The organism is Microbacterium meiriae, from assembly GCF_040685015.1.
In the GTDB taxonomy this organism is placed as follows: domain Bacteria; phylum Actinomycetota; class Actinomycetes; order Actinomycetales; family Microbacteriaceae; genus Microbacterium; species Microbacterium meiriae.
In genome coordinates this window covers 289,069-308,469 of sequence record NZ_JBFBHD010000001.1, presented here as the reverse complement: position 1 = coordinate 308,469, position 19,401 = coordinate 289,069, and the positions used below count along the sequence as shown (strand labels likewise).

Here is a 19,401-nt window from a genome sequence, read left to right as displayed (position 1 = left end):
TCTCGCACGACATCCCGATACAGAGAAGGCCGCCCCTGCGGGCGGCCTTCTCGTGTCACTGGTCGGGGTGACAGGATTTGAACCTGCGACCTCTTCGTCCCGAACGAAGCGCGCTACCAAGCTGCGCCACACCCCGTTTTGCAACCCTCCGAGTCTACAGCGAAATGCCTCCAGCACCGAATCGAGCCCTCCCACCCGCGTGGCGGATCCGTCTCGCGGGTCAGGCGCGCGGGGTCAGGGTGAGCAGTGTCGCCTCGGGGCGGCACGCGAAGCGGACCGGCGCGTAGATCGAGTGTCCGCAGCCGGCGCTGACGTTCAGGGGTACGGAACGGTCGCCGTGCGTCCAGGTGCTGAGCCCCTTGGCCTGCTTCAGTGGGATGTCGCAGTTGGCCACGATGGCCCCGAAGCCGGGGAGGCAGACCTGCCCGCCGTGCGTGTGCCCGCCGAGGATGGCGTCCGCGCCGAGGTCGACGAAACCGTTGAGCACGCGCTGATACGGCGCGTGCGTGACTCCGAGCACCGGCGTCGCATCCGTTCGGGGGCCCAGCGCCTCGAGGGCCGCAGGCAGCACGTCCAGCCGCTCCCAGTCGCGGTGGGCGTCGTCGACGCCGAACAGGTCGACGGCGGCGCCCCGCACCGTGAGGCGCGTCGCCGTGTTGTTCAGGTCGGCCCAGCCGAGCTCGTCCGTGAAGTAGCGGTCCATCGCTGCCGTGTCGAGCAGCGTGGGCTCGCGGTGCTTCTGCGACGGTCCGGAGAAGTACCGCAGCGGATTCCGGGGGGAGGGGCCGTTGACGTCATTGGAGCCGTGCACGAACACCCCGGGAATACCGGCGAAGGGAGCGAACGCCCGGCGGATGCCCTGCAAGCCCTCTTCGTGCCCGAGGTTGTCGCCCGTGTTGACGATGAGGTCGGGCTTCAGGTCGGCCAGGGACGCGAGCCAGTCCTGCTTCCGGTGCTGCCAGGGCGCCATGTGCGCATCGGAGAGATGCAGGATGCGCAGCGGCGCCGCGCCCGTCGGAAGCGCCTCTGCCGAGACCTCCCGCACCGTGAACAGATACCGCTCGATGCCGATACCCCAGATCGCCGCGGCCGCACCGACGGCCCCCACCGCGCCGAGCGCGATGAGGGCCGGGTGCGCCGCGCGGGACGCGCCTACTTGCACGACACTCGGATCGGCGTGGCCTTCGTGGCCGCGGAGTTCGCAGCGGGGGTCGTCGCGGTCACGGTCGCCCCTTCCGCGTTGCAGGATCCTTCTCGCTCGACCGTCGTGAAGCCGGCGGCGACGAGGGCGGCGTTCGCCTCGGTCGGACTCTGCCCCGTCACGTCGGGGACGGTCGCGCCCTTGCCGTTGCTGGGCGAGATCGTGATCGTGGCTCCGGCAGCCGCCTGACCGGACGGGTTCTGCTCGACGACGATGTTCGTCGCCTTGTCGCTGTCCACGGGGGCGCCCACGGAGACATCGAAACCGGCGCGCTCGAGGGTCGCGGTCGCCTCCTCGACGGTCTGCCCGACGACATCCGGCACGTCGACCCGGATCTGTCGGATGAGGTTGCCGTCCGGCTCCGGGAACCGGTCGCCGCCGTACGCCTGGTTCGCGGCATGCTGCGCGGCCCTCGCGAGGGGGTACCGCACCTCGTTGAGCAGGTGACTGCCGGTCCAGACGTTGAACACGTTGTCGTGGTTGCCGTTCGAGCGGCCGGCCCAGACCGCGGTCGCGACCTTGGTGCTGGACTCGATCATCATGGTCGACCACAGGTCGTGTGTCCCGGTCTTGCCGATCAGCGGGGTGCCGTCGAACGGGTTGGCTCGCGCGCCGGTGCCGCCGCCGGCCATGACGCCCTGCAGTGCATAGGCCGCGGTCGCCGCGACCTCCTTCGAGAGCACGCCCTCGGTGCAGGACGCCTTGGGAAGCGGACGCTCCTTGCCCTCGGCGTCGATCACCTTGTCGATGGCGCGGGGCGTGCAGTACGTGCCGCCGCTGGCGACCGTCGCGTAGGCGTTGGCCATCGCGATGGGGGAGATGTTCTTCGGGCCGAGGACGTCGTAGGGGACGTTCTCCTCCGTGACCTTCTCGCCGCTGGCCAGGGTGACGCCCATCTTGTCGGCGACCTTGTTGATGTCGCAGACGTCGAGCTTGGAGGCCATCGCGAAGTACCCGCTGTTGAGCGACTGCGCGGTGAACGTCATCGGCGTCCCCGGATAGCCGCGGCTGCGGCCGAAGTTGCCGATCTTCGCGGTGTCCGTCGACTGCGGGCTGCCGCAGACCGGGATCTGCAGATTGGTCTGCACGGTTCCGTTCAGGTTCTCCCGCACGGAGTGGCCCTTCTCGAGCCAGTCGATGAGCGTGAAGAGCTTGTAGGTCGACCCGACCTGGAAGCCGCCGGATTTGCCGTACTTCTGGTCACCGGCGAAGACGAGCGACGAGTACTGCTGGTCGGTGGTCGGGGTCTCCGAGAACTTCGTGTTCTGCGTGATGGAGAGGATGCGGCCCGTGCCGACCTCGATCGAGACGCCGGCAGCGCCGAAGTACTTGTTGTCGAAGTTCGCGGGGACGACGTTGGCCATCTCCTCGGCCGCCGGGTCCTGCACGCGGAAGTCCAGCGTGGTGTAGATCTTCAGGCCACCGCGGCGCAGGAGGTCACGGCGCTCCTGGATGTCCGCACCGAACGCCTCGTCGTTCTCGACGATCGACTTCACGTACTGACAGAAGTACGCGTTGCGGCCGGCGGCCGCGCACCCCTGGGTGGGGACCTTGATGGCGGGCTCGATCGCCGCGGCCTTCGCCTCGTCATGCTGGGCCTGGGTGATCTTGCCGTCGGTGAGCATGCGGCCGAGCACGTAGTCGCGGCGATCCTTGGCGTCCTTGTAGCCGTCCTCAGCGGAGTTGTGCGCGACGCCGTCGTCGGTCGTGTACGTTCCGCCGGGCTTGTCGATGCGGTACGTGTTCGGGTTCTGCACGATGCCGGCGAGCGTCGCCGCCTGGCCGACGGTGAGCTTCGCCGCCGACGTCGAGAAGTAGTAGCGCGCGGCGGCCTCGATCCCGTAGACCGTGCCGCCGAAGTTCGCGATGTTGAGGTACCCGAGGAGGATGTCGTTCTTCGAGTAGTCCTTCTCGATCTGGATGGCGTAGCGCATCTCCTGGAGCTTGCGCTCGATGCCGTCCACACCGGAGGCGTTGGTGGCGTCCTGCCAGCACTGCTGCAGCTCGTCCGCATACGTCTCGGAAGCCGTGTTGACGTTCTGCTCGCACTGCTGGATGCGGACGTTCTTCACGAACTGCTGGCTGATCGTCGAGGCGCCGCGGCTGGAGGTGCCCCGCACGTTGTCGACGAGGGCCTTCACGGTCGCGCCGAGGTTGACGCCGCCGTGGGTGTAGAAGTTCTTGTCCTCACTGGAGAGGATCGCGTCGTAGAGGACCGGTGCGACCTGCTCGTAGGTGACCGGCACGCGGTTCTGCTCGTAGAACGACGCCAGCACGACCGGCTTGCCCTCGGGGTTGGTCGCGTAGATCGTCGACTGCTCCATCGGGGTGTCGACCTTGAGCACCTCGGGCAGCTCATCGAAGATCGTCAGTGCCGTGGAGCCGGCGACGCCGGTCATCGCGAGGACGGGGGTGACGCTGGCGGTGACCAGCAGACCGGCGATGGCGCTCAGTCCGACGAGCCCGACGAGACCGCCGAGCACGCCCTTCACCGTGCGGTTCTTTTGGGGCATACGCTTGATCGTAGGGGAGTTCCCTGAATACCGGCTTTGACGAGCGCGGCCCGGTCTGCCCTGGACGCGCCCTGATCGACAGGAGTGCCATGACCACGTGGGAGTACCTCACCACGCCGCTGCTGATCCACAACACCGCGGCCATCCTCAACAACTGGGGCAAGCAGGGCTGGGAGCTCGTCCAGGTGGTGCAGGGCCCCGAAGGCGGTCTGGTCGCCTACTTCAAGCGCCCCGTGACGACGGACGGCTCGGCCAACGCCGGTCTCGCCGCTGCCGCCGAGGCCTCGCGCCAGTTCGAGGGAGGCCAGGCATGAGCGTCGCCGCCCGTCTCTCCGAGCTCGGCATCGAGCTGCCCGCCGTCGCCGCTCCGGTCGCCGCCTACGTGCCGGCGGTCGTGCACGGCGGACTCGTCTACACGTCGGGCCAGCTCCCGTTCGTCGACGGCGCCCTCCCCGCGACCGGCAAGGTCGGCGCGGAGGTCTCCGCAGAGGACGCGAAGGCGTACGCCAGGACGTGCGCCCTGAACGCGCTCGCCGCGGCCGCCGATGTCGCGGGCGGTGTGGATCGGATCGCCGGTGTGGTCCGCGTCGGCGGCTTCGTCGGCTCTGCGGAGGGCTTCACCGGACAGCCTGCCGTCATCAACGGCGCGAGCGAGGTGCTCGGCGAGATCTTCGGCGAGGAGGGACGGCACGCTCGCGCTGCTGTCGGTGTCGCGGAGCTTCCGCTCGGCAGCCCCGTCGAGGTCGAGGTCACGTTCCGCCTCGCGTAGTCCCCGCGCCCGGCCCGCCGAGACCCCGCGCAAACGTCGAGACCCCCTGCTGCAGACATCTGCAGCAGGGGGTCTCGACGTGAACCCGGGGTCTCGCGTTACTTGACCTGGGCGGAGATGATACTCATCACGGCGGTGTCGGCGAGCGTCGTGGTGTCACCGACCTCGCGGCCCTCGGCGACGTCGCGCAGCAGGCGTCGCATGATCTTCCCGGAGCGGGTCTTCGGCAGCTCGCCCACGATGTACACGTCGCGGGGACGCGCGATCGCGCCGATCTGCTCGCCCACCCAGAGCCGCAGCTGCTGCGCGAGTCCGGCCGGGTCGTGGGCGGAGAGGTAGCTCTCCTTGATGATGACGAACGCCACCACCGCCTGACCGGTGGTCTCGTCCGACGCGCCGACGACGGCGGCCTCGGCGGTGGCCTCGTGTGCCACGAGGGAGGACTCGATCTCCGCGGTCGACAACCGGTGGCCGGAGACGTTCATCACGTCGTCGACCCGGCCGAGCAGCCAGAGGTCGCCGTCCTCGTCGAGGCGGGCGCCGTCGCCGGCGAAGTAGTAGCCCTTGTCCTCGAACTTCTCCCAGTACGTCTCGCGGAAGCGCTCGGGGTCGCCCCAGATGCCGCGCAGCATGCTCGGCCAGGGCTCCGTGACCACGAGGAGACCGCCGTTGCCGTTACCGACCTCGACGCCCTGCTCGTCCACCACGTCGATCGAGATGCCCGGCAGCGGCACCTGCGCGGAGCCCGGCTTCGTGGCGGTGACGCCGGGGAGGGCGGACACCATGATCGCGCCGGTCTCGGTCTGCCACCAGGTGTCGACGATGGGGGCAGTGCCGGCGCCGATGACCTCGCGGTACCACATCCACGCCTCGGGGTTGATGGGCTCTCCGACCGAGCCGAGCAGACGCAGCGACGACAGGTCGAACTTCTGCGGGACGCTCCGGCCGATCTTCATGAAGGAGCGGATCGCGGTCGGGGCCGTGTAGAAGATCGAGACCTTGTACTTCTCGATGAGCTCCCACCAACGGCCCGGGTGCGGGGTGTCCGGGGTGCCTTCGTACAGCACCTGGGTCGCGCCGTTGGCGAGGGGACCGTAGGTGACGTAGCTGTGTCCGGTGATCCAGCCGATGTCGGCGGTGCACCAGTAGACGTCGGTCTCCGGCTTCAGGTCGAAGACGTTCTTGTGCGAGTACGCCGCCTGGGTGAGGTAGCCGCCGGAGGTGTGCAGAATGCCCTTCGGCTTCCCCGTCGTGCCCGAGGTGTAGAGGATGAAGAGCGGGTTCTCGGACGGGAAGGCCTGGGCGGTGTGGTCGGCCGAGGCCGCGGGAACGACGTCGTGCCACCACAGGTCACGGCCGTCCGTCCACTCCACGTCGTTCTCGCCGCGCTTGACCACGAGCACGTGCTCGACGGTCTGCTGCTCGCCCTCGCCGCGGTCGGCCAGGGCCTGGTCGACCGCAGGCTTCAGCGCCGAGACGCGGCCCTTGCGGTAGCCGCCGTCCGCGGTGATGACGAGCTTGGCGCCGGCGTCGTCGATCCGGGAGCGCAGGCTGTCCGCGCTGAAGCCGCCGAAGACGACCGAGTGGATCGCGCCGACGCGGGCCACGGCGAGCATCGCGGCGATCGCCTCCGGGATCATCGGCAGGTAGATCGCGACCCGGTCGCCCTGACCGATGCCGAGCCCCTCGAGCACGTTCGCGACGCGCTTGACCTCGTCCGTCAGCTCGGCGTAGGTGATGCGACGGCTGTCCCCGGGCTCGCCCTCCCAGTACAGCGCGACGCGGTCGCCGTTGCCGGCCTCGACGTGACGGTCGAGGCAGTTGTACGCGACGTTGAGCTCGCCGTCGTCGAACCACTTGGCGAAGGGCGGGTTACTCCAATCGAGGACCTGCGTGAAGGGCTTGTGCCAGTGCACGAGCTCGCGTGACTGGTCGGCCCAGAAGCCCTCGCGGTCCGCGGCTGCGCGCTCGTAGAGCTCCTGCGAGGCGACGGATTGGGCGGCGAACTCCTCCGACGGCGCGAAGCGCCGGGTCTCGTCGAGAAGGTGATCGATCTGACTGCTCATCGGCAGGCGCTCCTTTGCGGCGTTCGGGTCATGCAGGCATGGCCGCAGGGGGAGTGCGACCAGGTCAGGGCGAATCTATCCCCGCCCCTGACCGCCGAATACTGCCGAAAGTCGGTACTCGGATGGGTTTTGTCAGGACGGTCGCCTTGCGTACACTCGACGACAGCCGAAATCTCATTCCGGCCCTGGCGCGCCCGATTCCCCCGATCGAGAGCCGCCGTGGGCGGCATCTCATTCCCCCCGTGAGGTGCCGCCCTTTCTCGTGGGAGCGCTCTCTCCGGTTCGATGCCCTCCGCCCGCTCCTCCACTGCGGATCGGTCCGTGGGGTTGTGCACATGCTCTGTGAGCGCCCACGCACGTCCGCTGGCTGAGGTCCGCAGGCCGCCTAGCGTCGCCGTATGTCCGATCGATTCGTCATCCACCCGCGGCCCTCAGGGCCCGCGGATCCGGTGCGCGCCCCGCAGGAGGCGCTCCGGAACGAGCCGGCGTTCGCTCCGCTCGCCGCCTTCCTCGACGAGGACGTCACGGACCTGTTCGTGAACGGCGCGGACACGCTGTTCGTGGACCGGGGAAGCGGCGCGGAGCGCGTGCCATCCTGGCGTGCCACGGAGCGCGAAGTCCGTGAGCTCGCCGTCGCCCTCGTGGCCCTCGGCGGCCGCCATCTCGATGATCAGACGCCGTGCGTCGATGTGCGGCTCGGTTCCGGGGTGCGCGTGCATACCGCATTGGCCCCTATCGCGGCGCAGGGCACCGCCATCTCTATCCGGGTTCCTCGCGTACACGTGGCTGACCTCGACGCCCTGGCGGAACGCGGTGCCTTCGACGCCCGGCAGCAGCGATGGCTCGGCGGACTCGTGCGCGACCGGGCGAACCTCCTCCTCACCGGGGGGACGGGAACCGGAAAGACGACGCTGCTGTCGGCGCTCCTTTCCGCCGCCCCACCCGGTGAGCGGATCGTCACCATCGAAGACGTGGCGGAGCTCAGACCCCGGCATCCGCACCACGTGGCGCTGGAGGCGCGTCAGGCCAACCTGGAAGGAGCGGGTGGGATCGATCTCGCGCGGCTGGTGCGGGAGTCCCTGCGGATGCGACCGGATCGGCTCGTGGTGGGGGAGTGCCGGGGCGAGGAGGTACGAGAACTCCTCACTGCTCTCAACACCGGACACGACGGCGGGGCCGGCACACTGCACGCGAGCGGCCTGGCCGACGTGCCGGCGCGGCTGGAGGCGCTGGGAGCGCTCGCCGGTATGGACGCGGTGGCCCTCGGGCGTCAGGCGGTGAGCGCGTTCACCATGGTGCTCCATCTCGAGCGGGCGCCGGGCGGGACGCGGCGACTCGCGAAGGCCGGCCGGCTCGTGATGGCGGCGGATCGTCTCGCGATCGAGGAGGTGCAGCCGTGGTGAGGCTCGTCGCGCACGCACCGTCGGCGGAGCAGGGATCCGACGTCGCCGATTCCGTGCAGACGCTCGCGGTGCTGCTCCAGGCCGGCGCGGTCCCGCTCGTCGCCTGGCGTCATCTGGCGAGCACCGGAGACCCGGTGGCCGTGGCGGTGCTGGCACGAACGGAAAAGGGTGTGCCGTTGGTCTCCGCGATCGAGGAGCAGGGCGGGATGTGGACGGAGTTGGCGGCGGCGTGGGAGATCGCCACCACCGTCGGGGCCCCACTGGCCGATGTGCTGCGCTCGATCGCCGAGGCTCTGCGCGACGCCGCATCCGCGGCTGACGACGTGCGGGTCGCGCTCGCCGAGCCTGCGGGCACGGCGCGCCTGCTGCTCTGGATGCCGTTGGCCGGTCTGCTGCTCGGCGTCGCGCTGGGATTCGACGCCTGGGGCGTCATCGTCGGGAACCCTCTGGGGGCCGCCTGCGTCGTCACCGGTCTGCTGTTCGTCGTCCTCGCCCGGCTCTGGACGCAGGCTCTGCTGCGCCGCGCGTGGCCGCAGCCGGGGACCCCGGGGATGGCTGCGGAGCTCGTGGGGGTGGCGTTGGCGGGAGGCGCACCGATCGACCGCGCTGTCGAACTGGTGGCAGAGACGAGGGTGGTCGATGCGGCCGGACGCGACCGTGTGCAAGAGGTGCTCGATCTCTCCCGCGCGGCCGGCGTCCCCGCCGTCGAGCTCCTCCGCGCGACCGCGGCGCAGGACCGGCACCGGGCACGGGTCCACGGTCGTCTTCGCGCTGCTCGGCTCTCCACGCGCCTGCTGCTTCCGCTCGGCGTCTGCACACTGCCGGCATTCCTCCTGCTCGGCGTGGCACCGCTGCTGCTCAGCGTGTTCGCCGCCACGCCGCTGCCGACCTGACGACCCCCTCCACACCGATGAAGAAAGAGGTACCGAAGATGAATGACACCCTTCCCACCCTGAACCGACGCCGCGCCCTCGCTCTCTTCGGGGACGACACCGGCGCGGCGACCGCCGAGTACGCCATCACCACGATGGCCGCTGTCGCGTTCGCGGGACTGCTGGTGGCCATCATGCGCTCGGATGAGGTGCGGGGCATCCTCACGGGGCTTGTCCGCCGCGCCCTGACCGTGTCGTGACGGCCCCTCGCGAGCGACCGCGGGGCGGGAGCGAACGAGGCGCCGTCGCGGCGGAGCTCGCCATGGCGCTGCCCGCCGTCGTGCTGGTGCTGCTGCTCGGGGCCGGGGCTCTCGCGGCCGCGTCCCGGCAGGTGGCGCTCCAGGATGCGGCAGCGGACGCAGCCCGCCTGCTCGGACGGGGCGAGGACACGGCGACGGCTGCGCGCATCGTGCATGCGGCGGTCCCCGGCGCCGGGGCCTCGTTCGCCTCCACCGGGGACCTGGTGTGCGCCACGGCGACGCTCCGGGTCTCGGTCGGCGCCGTCATCAGCTTCCCCTTGCGCGCCTCGAGCTGCGCTCTCGATGGGGGCCGGTGATGGCGGGCTCGGCGCTCGCGGCCGCCCTCCTCGTCGTGAGCGCGACCTTGTCCGTCGGGCTCGCGGCGGTGGGCGGTGCGGCGGTCACGGCACAGCGCGCGGCGGGTGCTGCCGACGCCGCGGCACTCGCCGCGGCCGATGCCGCCAGCGGTGCCGTGGCGACGGTGGATGAGCCGTGCGCGCTCGCGGCGAGGGTCGCCGCGGCAGGCGGGGCGGCGTTGACGAGCTGTTCGCTGGAAGGGTATGTGGCGACCGTGTCTGTGGAGGCGGCGTACGCTGGACTCGCCGCCGTCTCCCGAGCCCGCGCCGGGCCACCCGAGGAATCATGACGGCGGCCTTACCCCTCGCCCGCTGTGAACGACCCCGAATAGCGGTGTGTATGGTGTGCTTCGAAGAAAGGACGCCCCTTGGCTGAAGGCAAGAAGCTCGTCATCGTCGAGTCCCCGACGAAGATGCGGTCTATTCAGGGATACCTCGGCGACGGTTACGAGGTGCTCAGCTCCGTCGGCCACATCCGCGATCTCGCCGACAAGAAGGACATCCCGGCCGAGGACAAGAAGGCGTACGGCAAGTACTCCATCGACATCGACAACGGCTTCGACCCCTACTACGTGGTGTCGGACCGCAAGACCAAGACGGTCGCCGAACTCAAGCGCGCGCTCAAGCACGCCGACGAGGTCCTGCTCGCGACTGATGAGGATCGCGAGGGCGAGGCGATCGCCTGGCACCTGCTGGAGACGCTGAAGCCGAAGGTGCCGGTCAAGCGCATGGTGTTCCACGAGATCACCAAGGACGCGATCCAGGCCGCGGTCGGCAACACCCGCGAGCTCGACCATGCCCTCGTCGACGCGCAGGAGACCCGGCGCATCCTCGACCGCCTCTACGGGTGGGACGTCTCGCCCGTGCTCTGGTACAAGGTCAAGACGGGGATCTCCGCCGGCCGGGTGCAGTCCGCCGCGACGCGCCTCATCGTCGACCGTGAGCGCGAGCGCATGGCCTTCGTGTCCGCGGAGTACTGGGACGTGGATGCCGACGCCGCGGCGACCGGCACCTCCTTCCGCATCCGCCTCGTGCGCGTGGACGGCGGACAGCTCGCCCGGGGGTCCGACTTCGACGACACCGGGAAGCTCAAGAAGGCGGTCGTCGTCCTCGACGAGGCCAAGGCGGCTGCCCTGGCGCGAGCCGTCGACGCCGCGGGGGCGGGAACCGTCACCAAGGTCGAGGCCAAGCCCGGCACCCGCAGCCCGTATGCACCGTTCACGACCTCCACCATGCAGCAGGAGGCGGGCCGCAAGCTCTCGATGAGTGCGAAGCAGGCGATGAGCGTCGCCCAGCGCCTCTACGAGAAGGGGTACATCACCTATATGCGTACCGACTCCACGGCGCTGAGCACCCAGGCGGTGCAGGCGGCGCGGAACCAGGCCGTGGCTCTCTACGGCGACAGCGCGGTGCCCCTGAAGCCGCGCGTGTACAAGTCGAAGAGCAAGAACGCCCAGGAGGCGCACGAGGCGATCCGTCCCTCGGGGGAGAACTTCCGCACGCCGTCCTCGCTGTCGGGCGAGCTCGACCGCGAGGAGCAGCGGCTCTACGACCTCATCTGGAAGCGCACCGTCGCCAGCCAGATGTCGGACGCGAAGTACGAGACGACGACCGTCACCATCGCGGTCGAGGCGGACGGCCAGACCGCCGAGTTCACTGCCTCGGGCACCGTCTACACCTTCAAGGGCTTCCTGGAGGCGTACGAAGAGGGGCGTGACGAGAAGCGCAGCGACGCGGACGCCGCCGAGAACCAGTCCCTGCCCGCGGTCTCCGTCGGGGATGAGCTGGCCGTGTCCGCCGCGGAGGCGAAGGGGCACCGCACCACGCCGAAGCCGCGCTACACCGAGGCCTCGCTGGTGAAGGTGCTCGAGGAGAAGGGCATCGGCCGTCCGTCGACCTTCGCCACGATCCCGGAGACCATCCTCGATCGCGGGTATGCGGTCAAGCGCGGTCAGGCCCTCGTGCCGACATGGCTCGCGTTCAGCGTGGTGCGTCTGCTCGAGGAGCACTTCGCCGAGCTCGTCGACTACGACTTCACCGCCGCGCTGGAGGACGATCTCGACACCATCGCACGCGGCGAGCAGAACCGCGTGGAGTGGCTCAAGTCGTTCTACTTCGGCTCCGACTCGCACGTGGGGCTCCGACAGGTCGTCGACAACCTCGGGGAGATCGACGCCCGGGCGCTGAACTCGACGCGGATCACCGACACCGCGACTCTCCGCTTCGGCAAGTACGGTCCCTATCTCGAGGTGGCGGACCCGAAGGATCCGGAGGCCAAGCCGCGGATCGTCAACGTCCCCGAAGACCTCGCGCCCGACGAGCTCACGCCGGAGAAGGCCCAGGAGCTCATCGATGCGCCGGTCGCCGGTGACCGCGTCCTCGGCGTGAACCCGGAGAACGGCAAGGTCGTCGTCGTCAAGGACGGCCGCTTCGGTCCCTACGTGCAGGAGAACGATCCGGTCTCCGACGATGCCGCCGTCGACGAGGCCACCGGTGAGGTCGTCGACCTTCGACAGGCTCAGGCACCCAGCGCGAAGGGGAAGCGCGGCGCGAAGAAGGAAGCAGCGCCCAAGCCCCGCACCGCCTCGCTGTTCCGCTCGATGTCGGTGGACACGATCGACCTCGACACCGCACTGCAGTTGCTGAGCCTGCCCCGCGTCGTCGGCGTCGACCCGGAGACGGGTGACGAGATCACCGCGCAGAACGGGCGCTTCGGTCCGTATCTGAAGAAGGGCGCCGATTCCCGGTCACTGGAGAGCGAGTCGCAGATCTTCGACGTGACTCTGGAGCAGGCACTGGAGATCTACCAGCAGCCCAAGTACGGCGCCCGCCGGGCGTCGAGCGCGCTGGCCGAGTTCGACGCCGACCCGGTGAGCGGCAAGCCCATCCGCGTGCGCGACGGCCGGTTCGGGCCGTACGTCACCGATGGTGAGACGAACGTCACGATCCCGCGCGGACAGACCCCGGACGACATCACGTTCGAGATCGCCGTGCAGATGCTCGCGGACAAGCGCGCCAAGGGTCCGGCGCCCAAGCGTGGAGCGGCCAAGAAGGCACCGGCCAAGAAGGCCCCCGCGAAGAAGGCTCCAGCCAAGAAGGCTCCGGCGAAGACGGCCGCCTCCACCGCGAAGAAGTCCACGGCGAAGACGTCGACCACCTCCGCGGCCCGCTCGGCGGCGGCGAAGAAGGCGGCGGCGACCCGGGCGGCGAACGCGGCGGCGAAGGCGGCAGAGAAGGCGGACTCGTGACCGCAGGCTCCGGCCTCTGGATCACGCTGGAGGGCGGGGACGGCTCCGGGAAGACGACCCAGTCGAACCTCCTGGCCACCTGGCTGGAGCAGAGCGGTCAGACGGTCGTGCGCACCCGGGAGCCGGGAGGTTCCGAGGTCGGGCAGCTCATCCGCGACATCGTGCTCCACCACCGCGGCGACATCGCCCCGCGTGCGGAGGCGCTGCTCTACGCCGCCGACCGCGCACACCACGTCGCCACGGTCGTCCGACCCGCGCTCGCTCGCGGTGAGATCGTGCTGCAGGACCGCTACCTCGACTCCTCGGTGGCCTACCAGGGCGCCGGACGTGTTCTGAACGCCACGGAGATCCGCGACCTGTCGCTCTGGGCCGCCGAAGGGGCTCTTCCGGATCTCACCGTCCTGCTGGACCTCGATCCGGCCACCGCGCGCATGCGCCTCGATTCGGCCGACAAGCCGTTCGACCGGCTGGAGGCCGAGAAGGAGGCCTTCCACTCCCGCGTGCGCGAGGCCTATCTCGACCTGGCCCGCGCGGAGCCTGGGCGGTTCCTCGTGATCGATGCCGCGGACGCACCCGAGCGCATCGCCGACCGCATCCGCGCCCGGGTCTCCGCACTCTTCGACTGATCCTCCCCGGAGACATCCTCATCCGGACGCACGCAGAGTCGCCGCCGGGTGGTGGGAGCGTCGGCGGTGCCGATTAGGCTGAGTGCATGCCCTCGACCCTCGCCCCGCCTTTTCCATGGGCAGACGTCTGGGGGCAGGAAGCCGCCGTCGAGACGCTGCGCTCCGCCTCATCCGATCCGGCCGCACTCTCGCACGCCTGGCTGATCACCGGCCCTCCGGGGTCCGGACGGTCGACCCTCGCCTATGCCTTCGCGGCCGCGCTCATCGCCGAGGGGCCCGACGACGAGGCCACGATGCGGCAGGTCCTCGCCGGGACGCACCCCGATGTGACCGCATTGCGCACCGACAAGGTGATCATCACCATCGCCGAGGCGCGCGCCCTCGTCGAACGCTCCTACTTCGCCCCGTCCGCCGGTCGCTACCGGGTCATCGTGGTGGAAGACGCCGATCGGATGGTGGAGCGCACCTCCAACGTGCTGCTCAAGGCGCTGGAGGAGCCGCCGGAGCAGACCGTCTGGATCCTGTGCGCGCCGAGTGAGGCCGATCTCCTCCCCACGATCCGGTCGCGCGTGCGGTCGCTCCGTCTCCGCGAACCAGACGTGGCGGACGTGTCCCGCCTCATCAGCCTCCGCACGGGTGTGGACGAGGCGGTCGCCGAGCAGGCCGCCCGACACGCGCAGCGGCACATCGGCATGGCTCAGCGTCTGGCCACCGACGATGCCGCGCGGCGGCGCCGCGACGAGACGCTCCGTGCCGTGATGGGGGTGCGCGGGGTCAACGACGCCGTCGAGGTCGCCGGACGCATCATCCAAGCGGCGACGGAAGACGCCAAGGCCCTCACCGCCGAGCGGGACGCGGCGGAACGCGCCGCCCTGCTGCGCACCGTGGGGGTCGCCGAGGGGCAGGCGGTGCCTCCGGCGTTGCGCGCCCAGGTGTCGGCGCTGGAGGACGATCAGAAGAAGCGGGCCACGCGGAGTCTGCGGGACGGCATCGATCGCGTCCTCACCGACCTGCAGTCACTCTTCCGCGACGTCGTGATGCTGCAGTACGGTCGCGGAGACGACCTCATCAACCGCGAGCTGCATGCCGAACTTGCCGGGCTCGCGTCCGCATGGAGCGTGGAGCGCACGCTCGTCGTGCTCGACCACCTGGCCGAGACCCGTGAGGCGCTGGAGCGCAACGTCGCCCCGCTGCTCGCGCTCGAGAGTTTGCTCGTGACCGTCACGAGCGGGAGGAAACCGTGAAGACTCGATCCCTGCCCCGCCTCCGTCGCTCCGCGGCGCTCATCGCCGGTCTTGCCGCCGCCTCGGTCGCGCTCTCCGGGTGCCTCTACGCCATGATCCCGGAGCAGTCCTCGAAGCCGGCCGTGGAGAAGACCCCGGACACCGAGGGCGTCGCGGAGGATCTGCTTCCCTTCTACTCCCAGGGGCTGGACTGGACCGAGTGCGGTCAGGGCTTCGATTGCACCACCGTCACCGCGCCGCTCGACTGGGAAGACCCCGGAGCGGGAGAGATCGAGCTCGCCGTCGTGCGGCATCGCGCCGAGGGCGAGGCGATCGGCTCGCTGCTCACGAACCCCGGAGGACCCGGTTCCAGCGGCGTCGACCTCATCCAGGGCAGCTTGGACTACGCGGTCGGCCCGGCGCTCATCGAGAACTACGACGTGATCGGCTTCGACCCCCGCGGTGTCGGGGCCTCCACCGCCGTCACCTGCTACGACGCGAAGGAGATGGACGACTACCTCTACGGCATCCCCGCCGCGCCGCGGGGCACCCCGGAGTGGGAGTCCGAGCTGCTCGACTCCGCCCGCGCCTTCGGAGAGGCGTGCGACGCGAACAGCCAGGGGATCCTGCCGTACATCACCACGGTCAACGCCGCCCGCGACATGGACCTCCTCCGCGCCGTCCTCGGCGACAAGGAGCTCAACTACCTCGGGTACTCGTACGGCACGTTCCTCGGCGCGACCTACGCCAAGCTCTACCCGGAGAAGGCCGGACGGCTTGTGCTCGACGGGGCGATCGACCCCTCCGTGCCCGGTCTCGAGGTCGGCGCCACGCAGGCACTCGGCTTCGAGTCGGCACTGCGGGCCTACATGCAGAACTGCCTCGACTCCGGCTCGTGCCCCTTCAGCGGGACGGTCGACGAGGCGATGGCCGATCTCGGCGCCCTGCTCGCGAGCGCGGACCGCACGCCGTTGAAGAACGGCGACGGCCGGCTCATGGGCGCCGACGCCCTGATGACGGCGATCATCGCGGCGCTGTACTCGGAGGACAGCTGGGAGATCCTGACCCAGGCCCTGGACGAGGCGCTGCAGGGCGACCCGTCGACGGCCTTCCGCCTCGCCGACTTCTACAACGGTCGGGAGAACGGCACCTACATCGACAACTCGACCGAGGCCTTCCGTGCGTACAACTGCATGGACTACCCGGTCGAGGACGACCCTGCGGCCGAGGCGGCCACCGAGAAGAAGATCGCGGAGGGGGCGCCGACCATCGCTCCGTACTGGTCGGGACCCGACCCGTGCGAGGTGTGGCCGTATCCGCCCACCGGCACCCGCGAGAAGATCACCGCGGAAGGCGCGGGTCCCATCGTCGTCGTCGGCACCACCAACGATCCCGCGACCCCGTACGAGTGGTCGGAGTCGCTCGCCGACCAGCTCTCCGAGGGCGTCCTCATCACCCGTGTGGGCGAGGGGCACACCGGCTACAACAAGGGCAACGTCTGCGTGGATGACGCGGTGGAGGCCTTCCTGCTCGAAGACGTGGTGCCGGAGGACGGCCTGCGCTGCGAGTGAGCGCGCCTCGATTCGCGAGCGAGCGCGAGACAGGGTAATATCGGTGATCGCGCCGCTCACGCGTCGCACGCCGCTTTAGCTCAGTCGGCAGAGCATTTCACTCGTAATGAAAAGGTCGTCAGTTCGATTCTGACAAGCGGCTCAGGAAAACCCCCGGAACCCTCGTGGTCCCGGGGGTTTCCTCGTCTCCGGGCCCGGCCGTGGGGCGTACGCTCGGAGCATGAGCAGAGCGCTTCTCATCGTCGACGTGCAGAACGACTTCACCGAGGGCGGCGCCCTGGCCGTCCAGGGTGGTGACGCGGTGGCCGCCGCGATATCCGCCCACCTCGCGTCGCACGCCGCCGACTATGAGGTCATCGTGGCCTCCCGGGACTGGCACGACGCGGACGGCGACAACGGCGGGCACTTCTCCTCCACCCCCGACTACACCGACTCCTGGCCCGTGCACTGCGTCGCCGGCACCGCGGGGGCGGACTACGATCCGCTGCTGGTGACGGACGGCGTCACCCACCACGTGCGCAAGGGTCAGGGGCGCCCGGCGTACTCGATGTTCGAGGGCGTGTCCGACGACGGCGCGACGGTCGCCGCGGTCCTCAGCGCCGCGGGGGTCGTCACGGCGGACGTCGTCGGCATCGCCACAGACCACTGTGTCCGCGCCTCGGGACTCGACGCGATCGCCCACGGCGTCCACGTCCGCATCCTCACGGACCTGATCGCCGGAGTCGCCCCCGAATCGAGCGCCGCGGCCCTCGCCGAACTCGCGCATGCCGGTGCCGAACTCCTCGAGAGCGCGGAGGCGTGAGTCGCAGCGTCCTCCTCCTCCGCGCGGTCAACGTCAGCGGACGCAGCAGCGTACCCATGGCCCGGCTGCGGGAAGTCCTCGACGCCGAGACCGACCTGCAGGACGTCTCCACCTACATCGCCAGCGGCAACATCGTCTGCGCGACCCCGCGAGACCCGGCGGCGTCCTGCGCGACGGTGCGCGCGCTGATCGCAGCCGAGTTCGGTGTCGACACCCCGGTCATCCACCGCACGCACGCCGAGCTCGCCGACTCCGAGGCGGCCCAACCCTTCCCGGAGGGGGATCTGAAGCTGGTGCACGCGATGTTCCTCGAGGGTGCTCCGGCGGCCGGCGCCCTCGACGCCCTGCAGGGACGTCTCGTGCCGGGAGAGCGTCTCGCCCTGGTCGGGCACGATCTGTGGATCGACTACGCCGCCGGGGGAGTGCACACGACCAGACTCACGAAGGCGGTGCTCGACCGTGCGCTCGGGACTGCCGGGACGGCCCGTAACCTGCGCACCGTGCGGAAGCTCATCGCCCTGACGGCATGACCACCGCGCGGCTCAGCGCGGCCGGTGGCACCTGAGCGTGCGCGGCCAGGTCGACCCGGCGGGAATCGCAGCCGACGCAACGGACGTACATCACGACGCCCTCGCTCGTGGGATGGCGCGACTCCACGAGCCAGGCGTGCTCGTGGGCGTCGGCGGGGGAGGCGAGCCGGGGGATCGGGAGGGTGTCGGAGGAGGTCATGGGACCAGCGTGATGTAATGGTCTTATGCATCTCAACCCTTACGGCGAGTATGCAGTGCTCCTCGCCGCCTCCCTCGCGAACGACTGGCCGGAGGACCGCGCGGGGATCGAGGAGCGCACGCTCGCGTTGGGGATGACGCAGACGTTTCCGCCGGCCTCGGACGACCACGCTGAGGTGCGCGCCGTGATCGACGACTGGCTGGCCATCGTCGACGAACCGGACGCCGATGCGCGGGCCGCTCTGCTCAACGATCAGCTCGCCTCCGCTGGGGCCTATCCGCGGCTCACCAACCACGATGACGAGGGGTGGCATCTGCACTATCGCGACGACGTGCGCTCGCTGCCCTTCGTGCTGCGCGCGATCATCAACCTCGGCACCGCGCTGCACCTCGTGACGAGAGGGATGAACCGTCTCGGACGCTGCGATGCTCCGCCGTGCACGAACGTCGTCGCGGATGTGACGCGCAACGGCCGCCAGCGGTTCTGCTCCGTGAGGTGCGCGAACCGGGCGGCCGTGCGGCGCCATCGGGCGCGCGTCAGCTGAGCGTCAGGCGGTCTGCCCCGCGTGCTTGCCCTCGCCGATCTCCTCGACGAGCTTGGCGTTGAACGCCGGGAGGTCATCGGGCGTGCGACTCGACACGAGACCCTCGTCGACCACGACCTCCTCGTCCACCCAGCTCGCGCCGGCGTTGCGGAGGTCGGTCTTCAGGCTGGGGTAGCTCGTGATCGTCCGACCGTCGACGACACCGGCCTCGATGAGGATCCAGGCGCCGTGGCAGATCACGCCGACGGGCTTGTGCTGCTCAAAGAACGCACGGGCCAGGTCGATGGAGGCCTGATCCATGCGGAGGTGGTCGGCGTTCACCACGCCGCCCGGCAGCACGAGCGCGTCGAACTGGTCGGCGGAGGCGTCGGCGGCCTTCAGGTCGACAGCCTGTTCGTGTCCGTTCTTGCCGGTGATCGCGGCACCGTCCGGCGCGATGAGAGTGGCGCTCGCGCCCTCCGTCGTCACCGCCTCCCAGGGGCTCGTGAGCTCGCTGTCCTCGAAGCCGTCCGTCGCCAGGAATGCCACGCGGTTTCCGGTGAGAGTCATGGTCCGTCCTTTCGGTGGGAAGTCGCCCTGTTCCGGGGACTCCTCGACCCTCTCGCAGGGCTCCGGGCGTCGCCAGGGGGTGGCCAGCCGGAGACGACGGTGATACAGAGCGGCCGCGCTGGAGGGAAGGGCATCGGCGACTCGATACGATCCAGACATGCGCCTCCGTCCCGCTCTCCTCCTCCTGCCGGTGCTGGTCGTCCTCGCCGGCTGCACGCCGGCCCCGGAACCGACGCCGACCGCGACCTCCAGCGACACGGCGACGCCGTCGTCCTCGCCCGCCCCCACGCCGACCCCGACGCCCGCGGAGACGTCGTCGCCGCCGGCCGCCGGTGCCTTCACGAAGGTGCAGCTCGTCTCCCTCTGCACCGACAAGATCCGCACGATCTCGCCGAACGCCACGTTCTTCGCCGACATGGCGACCACCGAGTGGCTGGAACAGTCGGCGGTGTGGTTCGTGGCCGTCCCGGAGACGATCGGCGGTCAGGACAACGTCGCCGTCTGCGGCATCGGGGGGAGCCCCGACGCTCCCGACTTCGTGATGCACGGCGAGACGCTGCCGGACGGCGTCGCCGGGATCCGCGACGACCTGCTCGCCGGGAACGCCGGCGGCGACGACTGAGGATGCGG

The 19,401-nt window shown here is 70.0% G+C and carries 20 protein-coding genes and 2 tRNA genes; 16 read left to right on the top strand and 6 right to left on the bottom strand.

The features are described 5' to 3' along the window. Positions 1 to 59: 59 nt before the first annotated feature. The 3 genes from AB0N68_RS01565 to AB0N68_RS01555 form a co-directional block, all read right to left on the bottom strand. Positions 60 to 136, bottom strand: a tRNA-Pro gene (locus AB0N68_RS01565). Positions 137 to 220: 84 nt separating this feature from the next. Then, entirely contained in the window at positions 221 to 1,162 is a 942-nt protein-coding gene (locus AB0N68_RS01560) for a metallophosphoesterase (RefSeq protein WP_187662154.1), read from the bottom strand. After that, positions 1,153 to 3,714, bottom strand: a complete 2,562-nt coding sequence (locus tag AB0N68_RS01555) for a transglycosylase domain-containing protein (protein ID WP_232089080.1) — start codon at positions 3,712 to 3,714, stop codon at positions 1,153 to 1,155. Before AB0N68_RS01555 ends, AB0N68_RS01560 begins: the two co-directional genes overlap by 10 nt. An 89-nt stretch (positions 3,715 to 3,803) precedes the next feature. On the opposite strand from AB0N68_RS01555, the gene sp36 reads away from it, so the two are divergent. Together sp36 and AB0N68_RS01545 are read left to right on the top strand one after the other, a co-directional pair. After that, positions 3,804 to 4,028, top strand: coding sequence for a Sp36 family protein (sp36, locus tag AB0N68_RS01550; protein ID WP_060921874.1), 225 nt, complete (start codon positions 3,804 to 3,806; stop codon positions 4,026 to 4,028). Beyond that, positions 4,025 to 4,483 carry a RidA family protein gene (locus AB0N68_RS01545; RefSeq protein WP_187662153.1) on the top strand — a complete coding sequence of 153 codons (459 nt, stop codon included), beginning with the start codon at positions 4,025 to 4,027 and terminating at the stop codon, positions 4,481 to 4,483. The genes sp36 and AB0N68_RS01545 overlap by 4 nt, the downstream gene beginning before the upstream one ends. A gap of 98 nt (positions 4,484 to 4,581) precedes the next feature. Here AB0N68_RS01545 and acs read toward each other — a convergent pair whose 3' ends face one another. Then, positions 4,582 to 6,549 carry an acetate--CoA ligase gene (gene acs / locus AB0N68_RS01540; RefSeq protein ID WP_187662152.1) on the bottom strand — a complete coding sequence of 656 codons (1,968 nt, stop codon included), beginning with the start codon at positions 6,547 to 6,549 and terminating at the stop codon, positions 4,582 to 4,584. Positions 6,550 to 6,947: 398 nt separating this feature from the next. Here acs and AB0N68_RS01535 point away from each other — a divergent pair, with 398 nt between their 5' ends. From AB0N68_RS01535 to AB0N68_RS01480, 12 genes are all read left to right on the top strand, one after another. Continuing rightward, a complete protein-coding gene (locus AB0N68_RS01535; RefSeq protein WP_292798101.1) occupies positions 6,948 to 7,952 on the top strand; it encodes a TadA family conjugal transfer-associated ATPase in 1,005 nt (334 codons plus the stop codon). Next, positions 7,946 to 8,845, top strand: a complete 900-nt coding sequence (locus AB0N68_RS01530) for a type II secretion system F family protein (RefSeq protein ID WP_292798099.1) — start codon at positions 7,946 to 7,948, stop codon at positions 8,843 to 8,845. The genes AB0N68_RS01535 and AB0N68_RS01530 overlap by 7 nt, the downstream gene beginning before the upstream one ends. Before the next feature lie 38 nt (positions 8,846 to 8,883). Then, complete coding sequence (locus AB0N68_RS01525) at positions 8,884 to 9,084, top strand: DUF4244 domain-containing protein (protein ID WP_259951391.1); 201 nt, start codon at positions 8,884 to 8,886, stop codon at positions 9,082 to 9,084. A gap of 62 nt (positions 9,085 to 9,146) precedes the next feature. After that, a complete protein-coding gene (locus tag AB0N68_RS01520) occupies positions 9,147 to 9,440 on the top strand; it encodes a TadE family type IV pilus minor pilin (protein WP_268776727.1) in 294 nt (97 codons plus the stop codon). Beyond that, positions 9,440 to 9,769, top strand: a complete 330-nt coding sequence (locus AB0N68_RS01515) for a helicase (protein ID WP_268776728.1) — start codon at positions 9,440 to 9,442, stop codon at positions 9,767 to 9,769. The genes AB0N68_RS01520 and AB0N68_RS01515 overlap by 1 nt, the downstream gene beginning before the upstream one ends. Positions 9,770 to 9,847: 78 nt before the next feature. After that, a complete protein-coding gene (gene topA / locus AB0N68_RS01510; protein WP_363331988.1) occupies positions 9,848 to 12,727 on the top strand; it encodes a type I DNA topoisomerase in 2,880 nt (959 codons plus the stop codon). Continuing rightward, positions 12,724 to 13,353, top strand: coding sequence for a dTMP kinase (gene tmk / locus AB0N68_RS01505; RefSeq protein WP_292794916.1), 630 nt, complete (start codon positions 12,724 to 12,726; stop codon positions 13,351 to 13,353). The genes topA and tmk overlap by 4 nt, the downstream gene beginning before the upstream one ends. A gap of 86 nt (positions 13,354 to 13,439) precedes the next feature. After that, the gene (locus tag AB0N68_RS01500) at positions 13,440 to 14,597 is read left to right on the top strand and encodes a DNA polymerase III subunit delta' (RefSeq protein WP_187662107.1); all 1,158 of its coding nucleotides are present in this window, start codon (positions 13,440 to 13,442) and stop codon (positions 14,595 to 14,597) included. After that, a complete protein-coding gene (locus AB0N68_RS01495) occupies positions 14,594 to 16,147 on the top strand; it encodes an alpha/beta hydrolase (RefSeq protein WP_292794914.1) in 1,554 nt (517 codons plus the stop codon). The genes AB0N68_RS01500 and AB0N68_RS01495 overlap by 4 nt, the downstream gene beginning before the upstream one ends. A 69-nt stretch (positions 16,148 to 16,216) precedes the next feature. Next, positions 16,217 to 16,289: transfer RNA gene (locus AB0N68_RS01490), tRNA-Thr, on the top strand. A gap of 78 nt (positions 16,290 to 16,367) precedes the next feature. Further along, positions 16,368 to 16,949: an isochorismatase family protein gene (locus tag AB0N68_RS01485; protein ID WP_187662105.1), complete on the top strand. Its 582-nt coding sequence runs from the start codon at positions 16,368 to 16,370 to the stop codon at positions 16,947 to 16,949. Further along, positions 16,946 to 17,479: a DUF1697 domain-containing protein gene (locus tag AB0N68_RS01480; RefSeq protein WP_259951396.1), complete on the top strand. Its 534-nt coding sequence runs from the start codon at positions 16,946 to 16,948 to the stop codon at positions 17,477 to 17,479. Before AB0N68_RS01485 ends, AB0N68_RS01480 begins: the two co-directional genes overlap by 4 nt. Here the strand turns inward: AB0N68_RS01480 and AB0N68_RS01475 are convergent. After that, positions 17,460 to 17,678 carry a hypothetical protein gene (locus AB0N68_RS01475; RefSeq protein WP_268776733.1) on the bottom strand — a complete coding sequence of 73 codons (219 nt, stop codon included), beginning with the start codon at positions 17,676 to 17,678 and terminating at the stop codon, positions 17,460 to 17,462. The genes AB0N68_RS01480 and AB0N68_RS01475 overlap by 20 nt on opposite strands. A 25-nt stretch (positions 17,679 to 17,703) precedes the next feature. Between AB0N68_RS01475 and AB0N68_RS01470 the strand changes: the two genes are divergently transcribed. Next, complete coding sequence (locus AB0N68_RS01470) at positions 17,704 to 18,222, top strand: CGNR zinc finger domain-containing protein (protein ID WP_292794911.1); 519 nt, start codon at positions 17,704 to 17,706, stop codon at positions 18,220 to 18,222. Between the two features lie 3 nt (positions 18,223 to 18,225). Here the strand turns inward: AB0N68_RS01470 and AB0N68_RS01465 are convergent, their stop codons facing one another. Then, positions 18,226 to 18,771: a type 1 glutamine amidotransferase domain-containing protein gene (locus AB0N68_RS01465; protein ID WP_025104283.1), complete on the bottom strand. Its 546-nt coding sequence runs from the start codon at positions 18,769 to 18,771 to the stop codon at positions 18,226 to 18,228. 157 nt (positions 18,772 to 18,928) lie between these two features. Between AB0N68_RS01465 and AB0N68_RS01460 the strand changes: the two genes are divergently transcribed. After that, a complete protein-coding gene (locus AB0N68_RS01460) occupies positions 18,929 to 19,393 on the top strand; it encodes a hypothetical protein (protein ID WP_268776736.1) in 465 nt (154 codons plus the stop codon). The last annotated feature ends 8 nt before the right edge of the window (positions 19,394 to 19,401 follow it).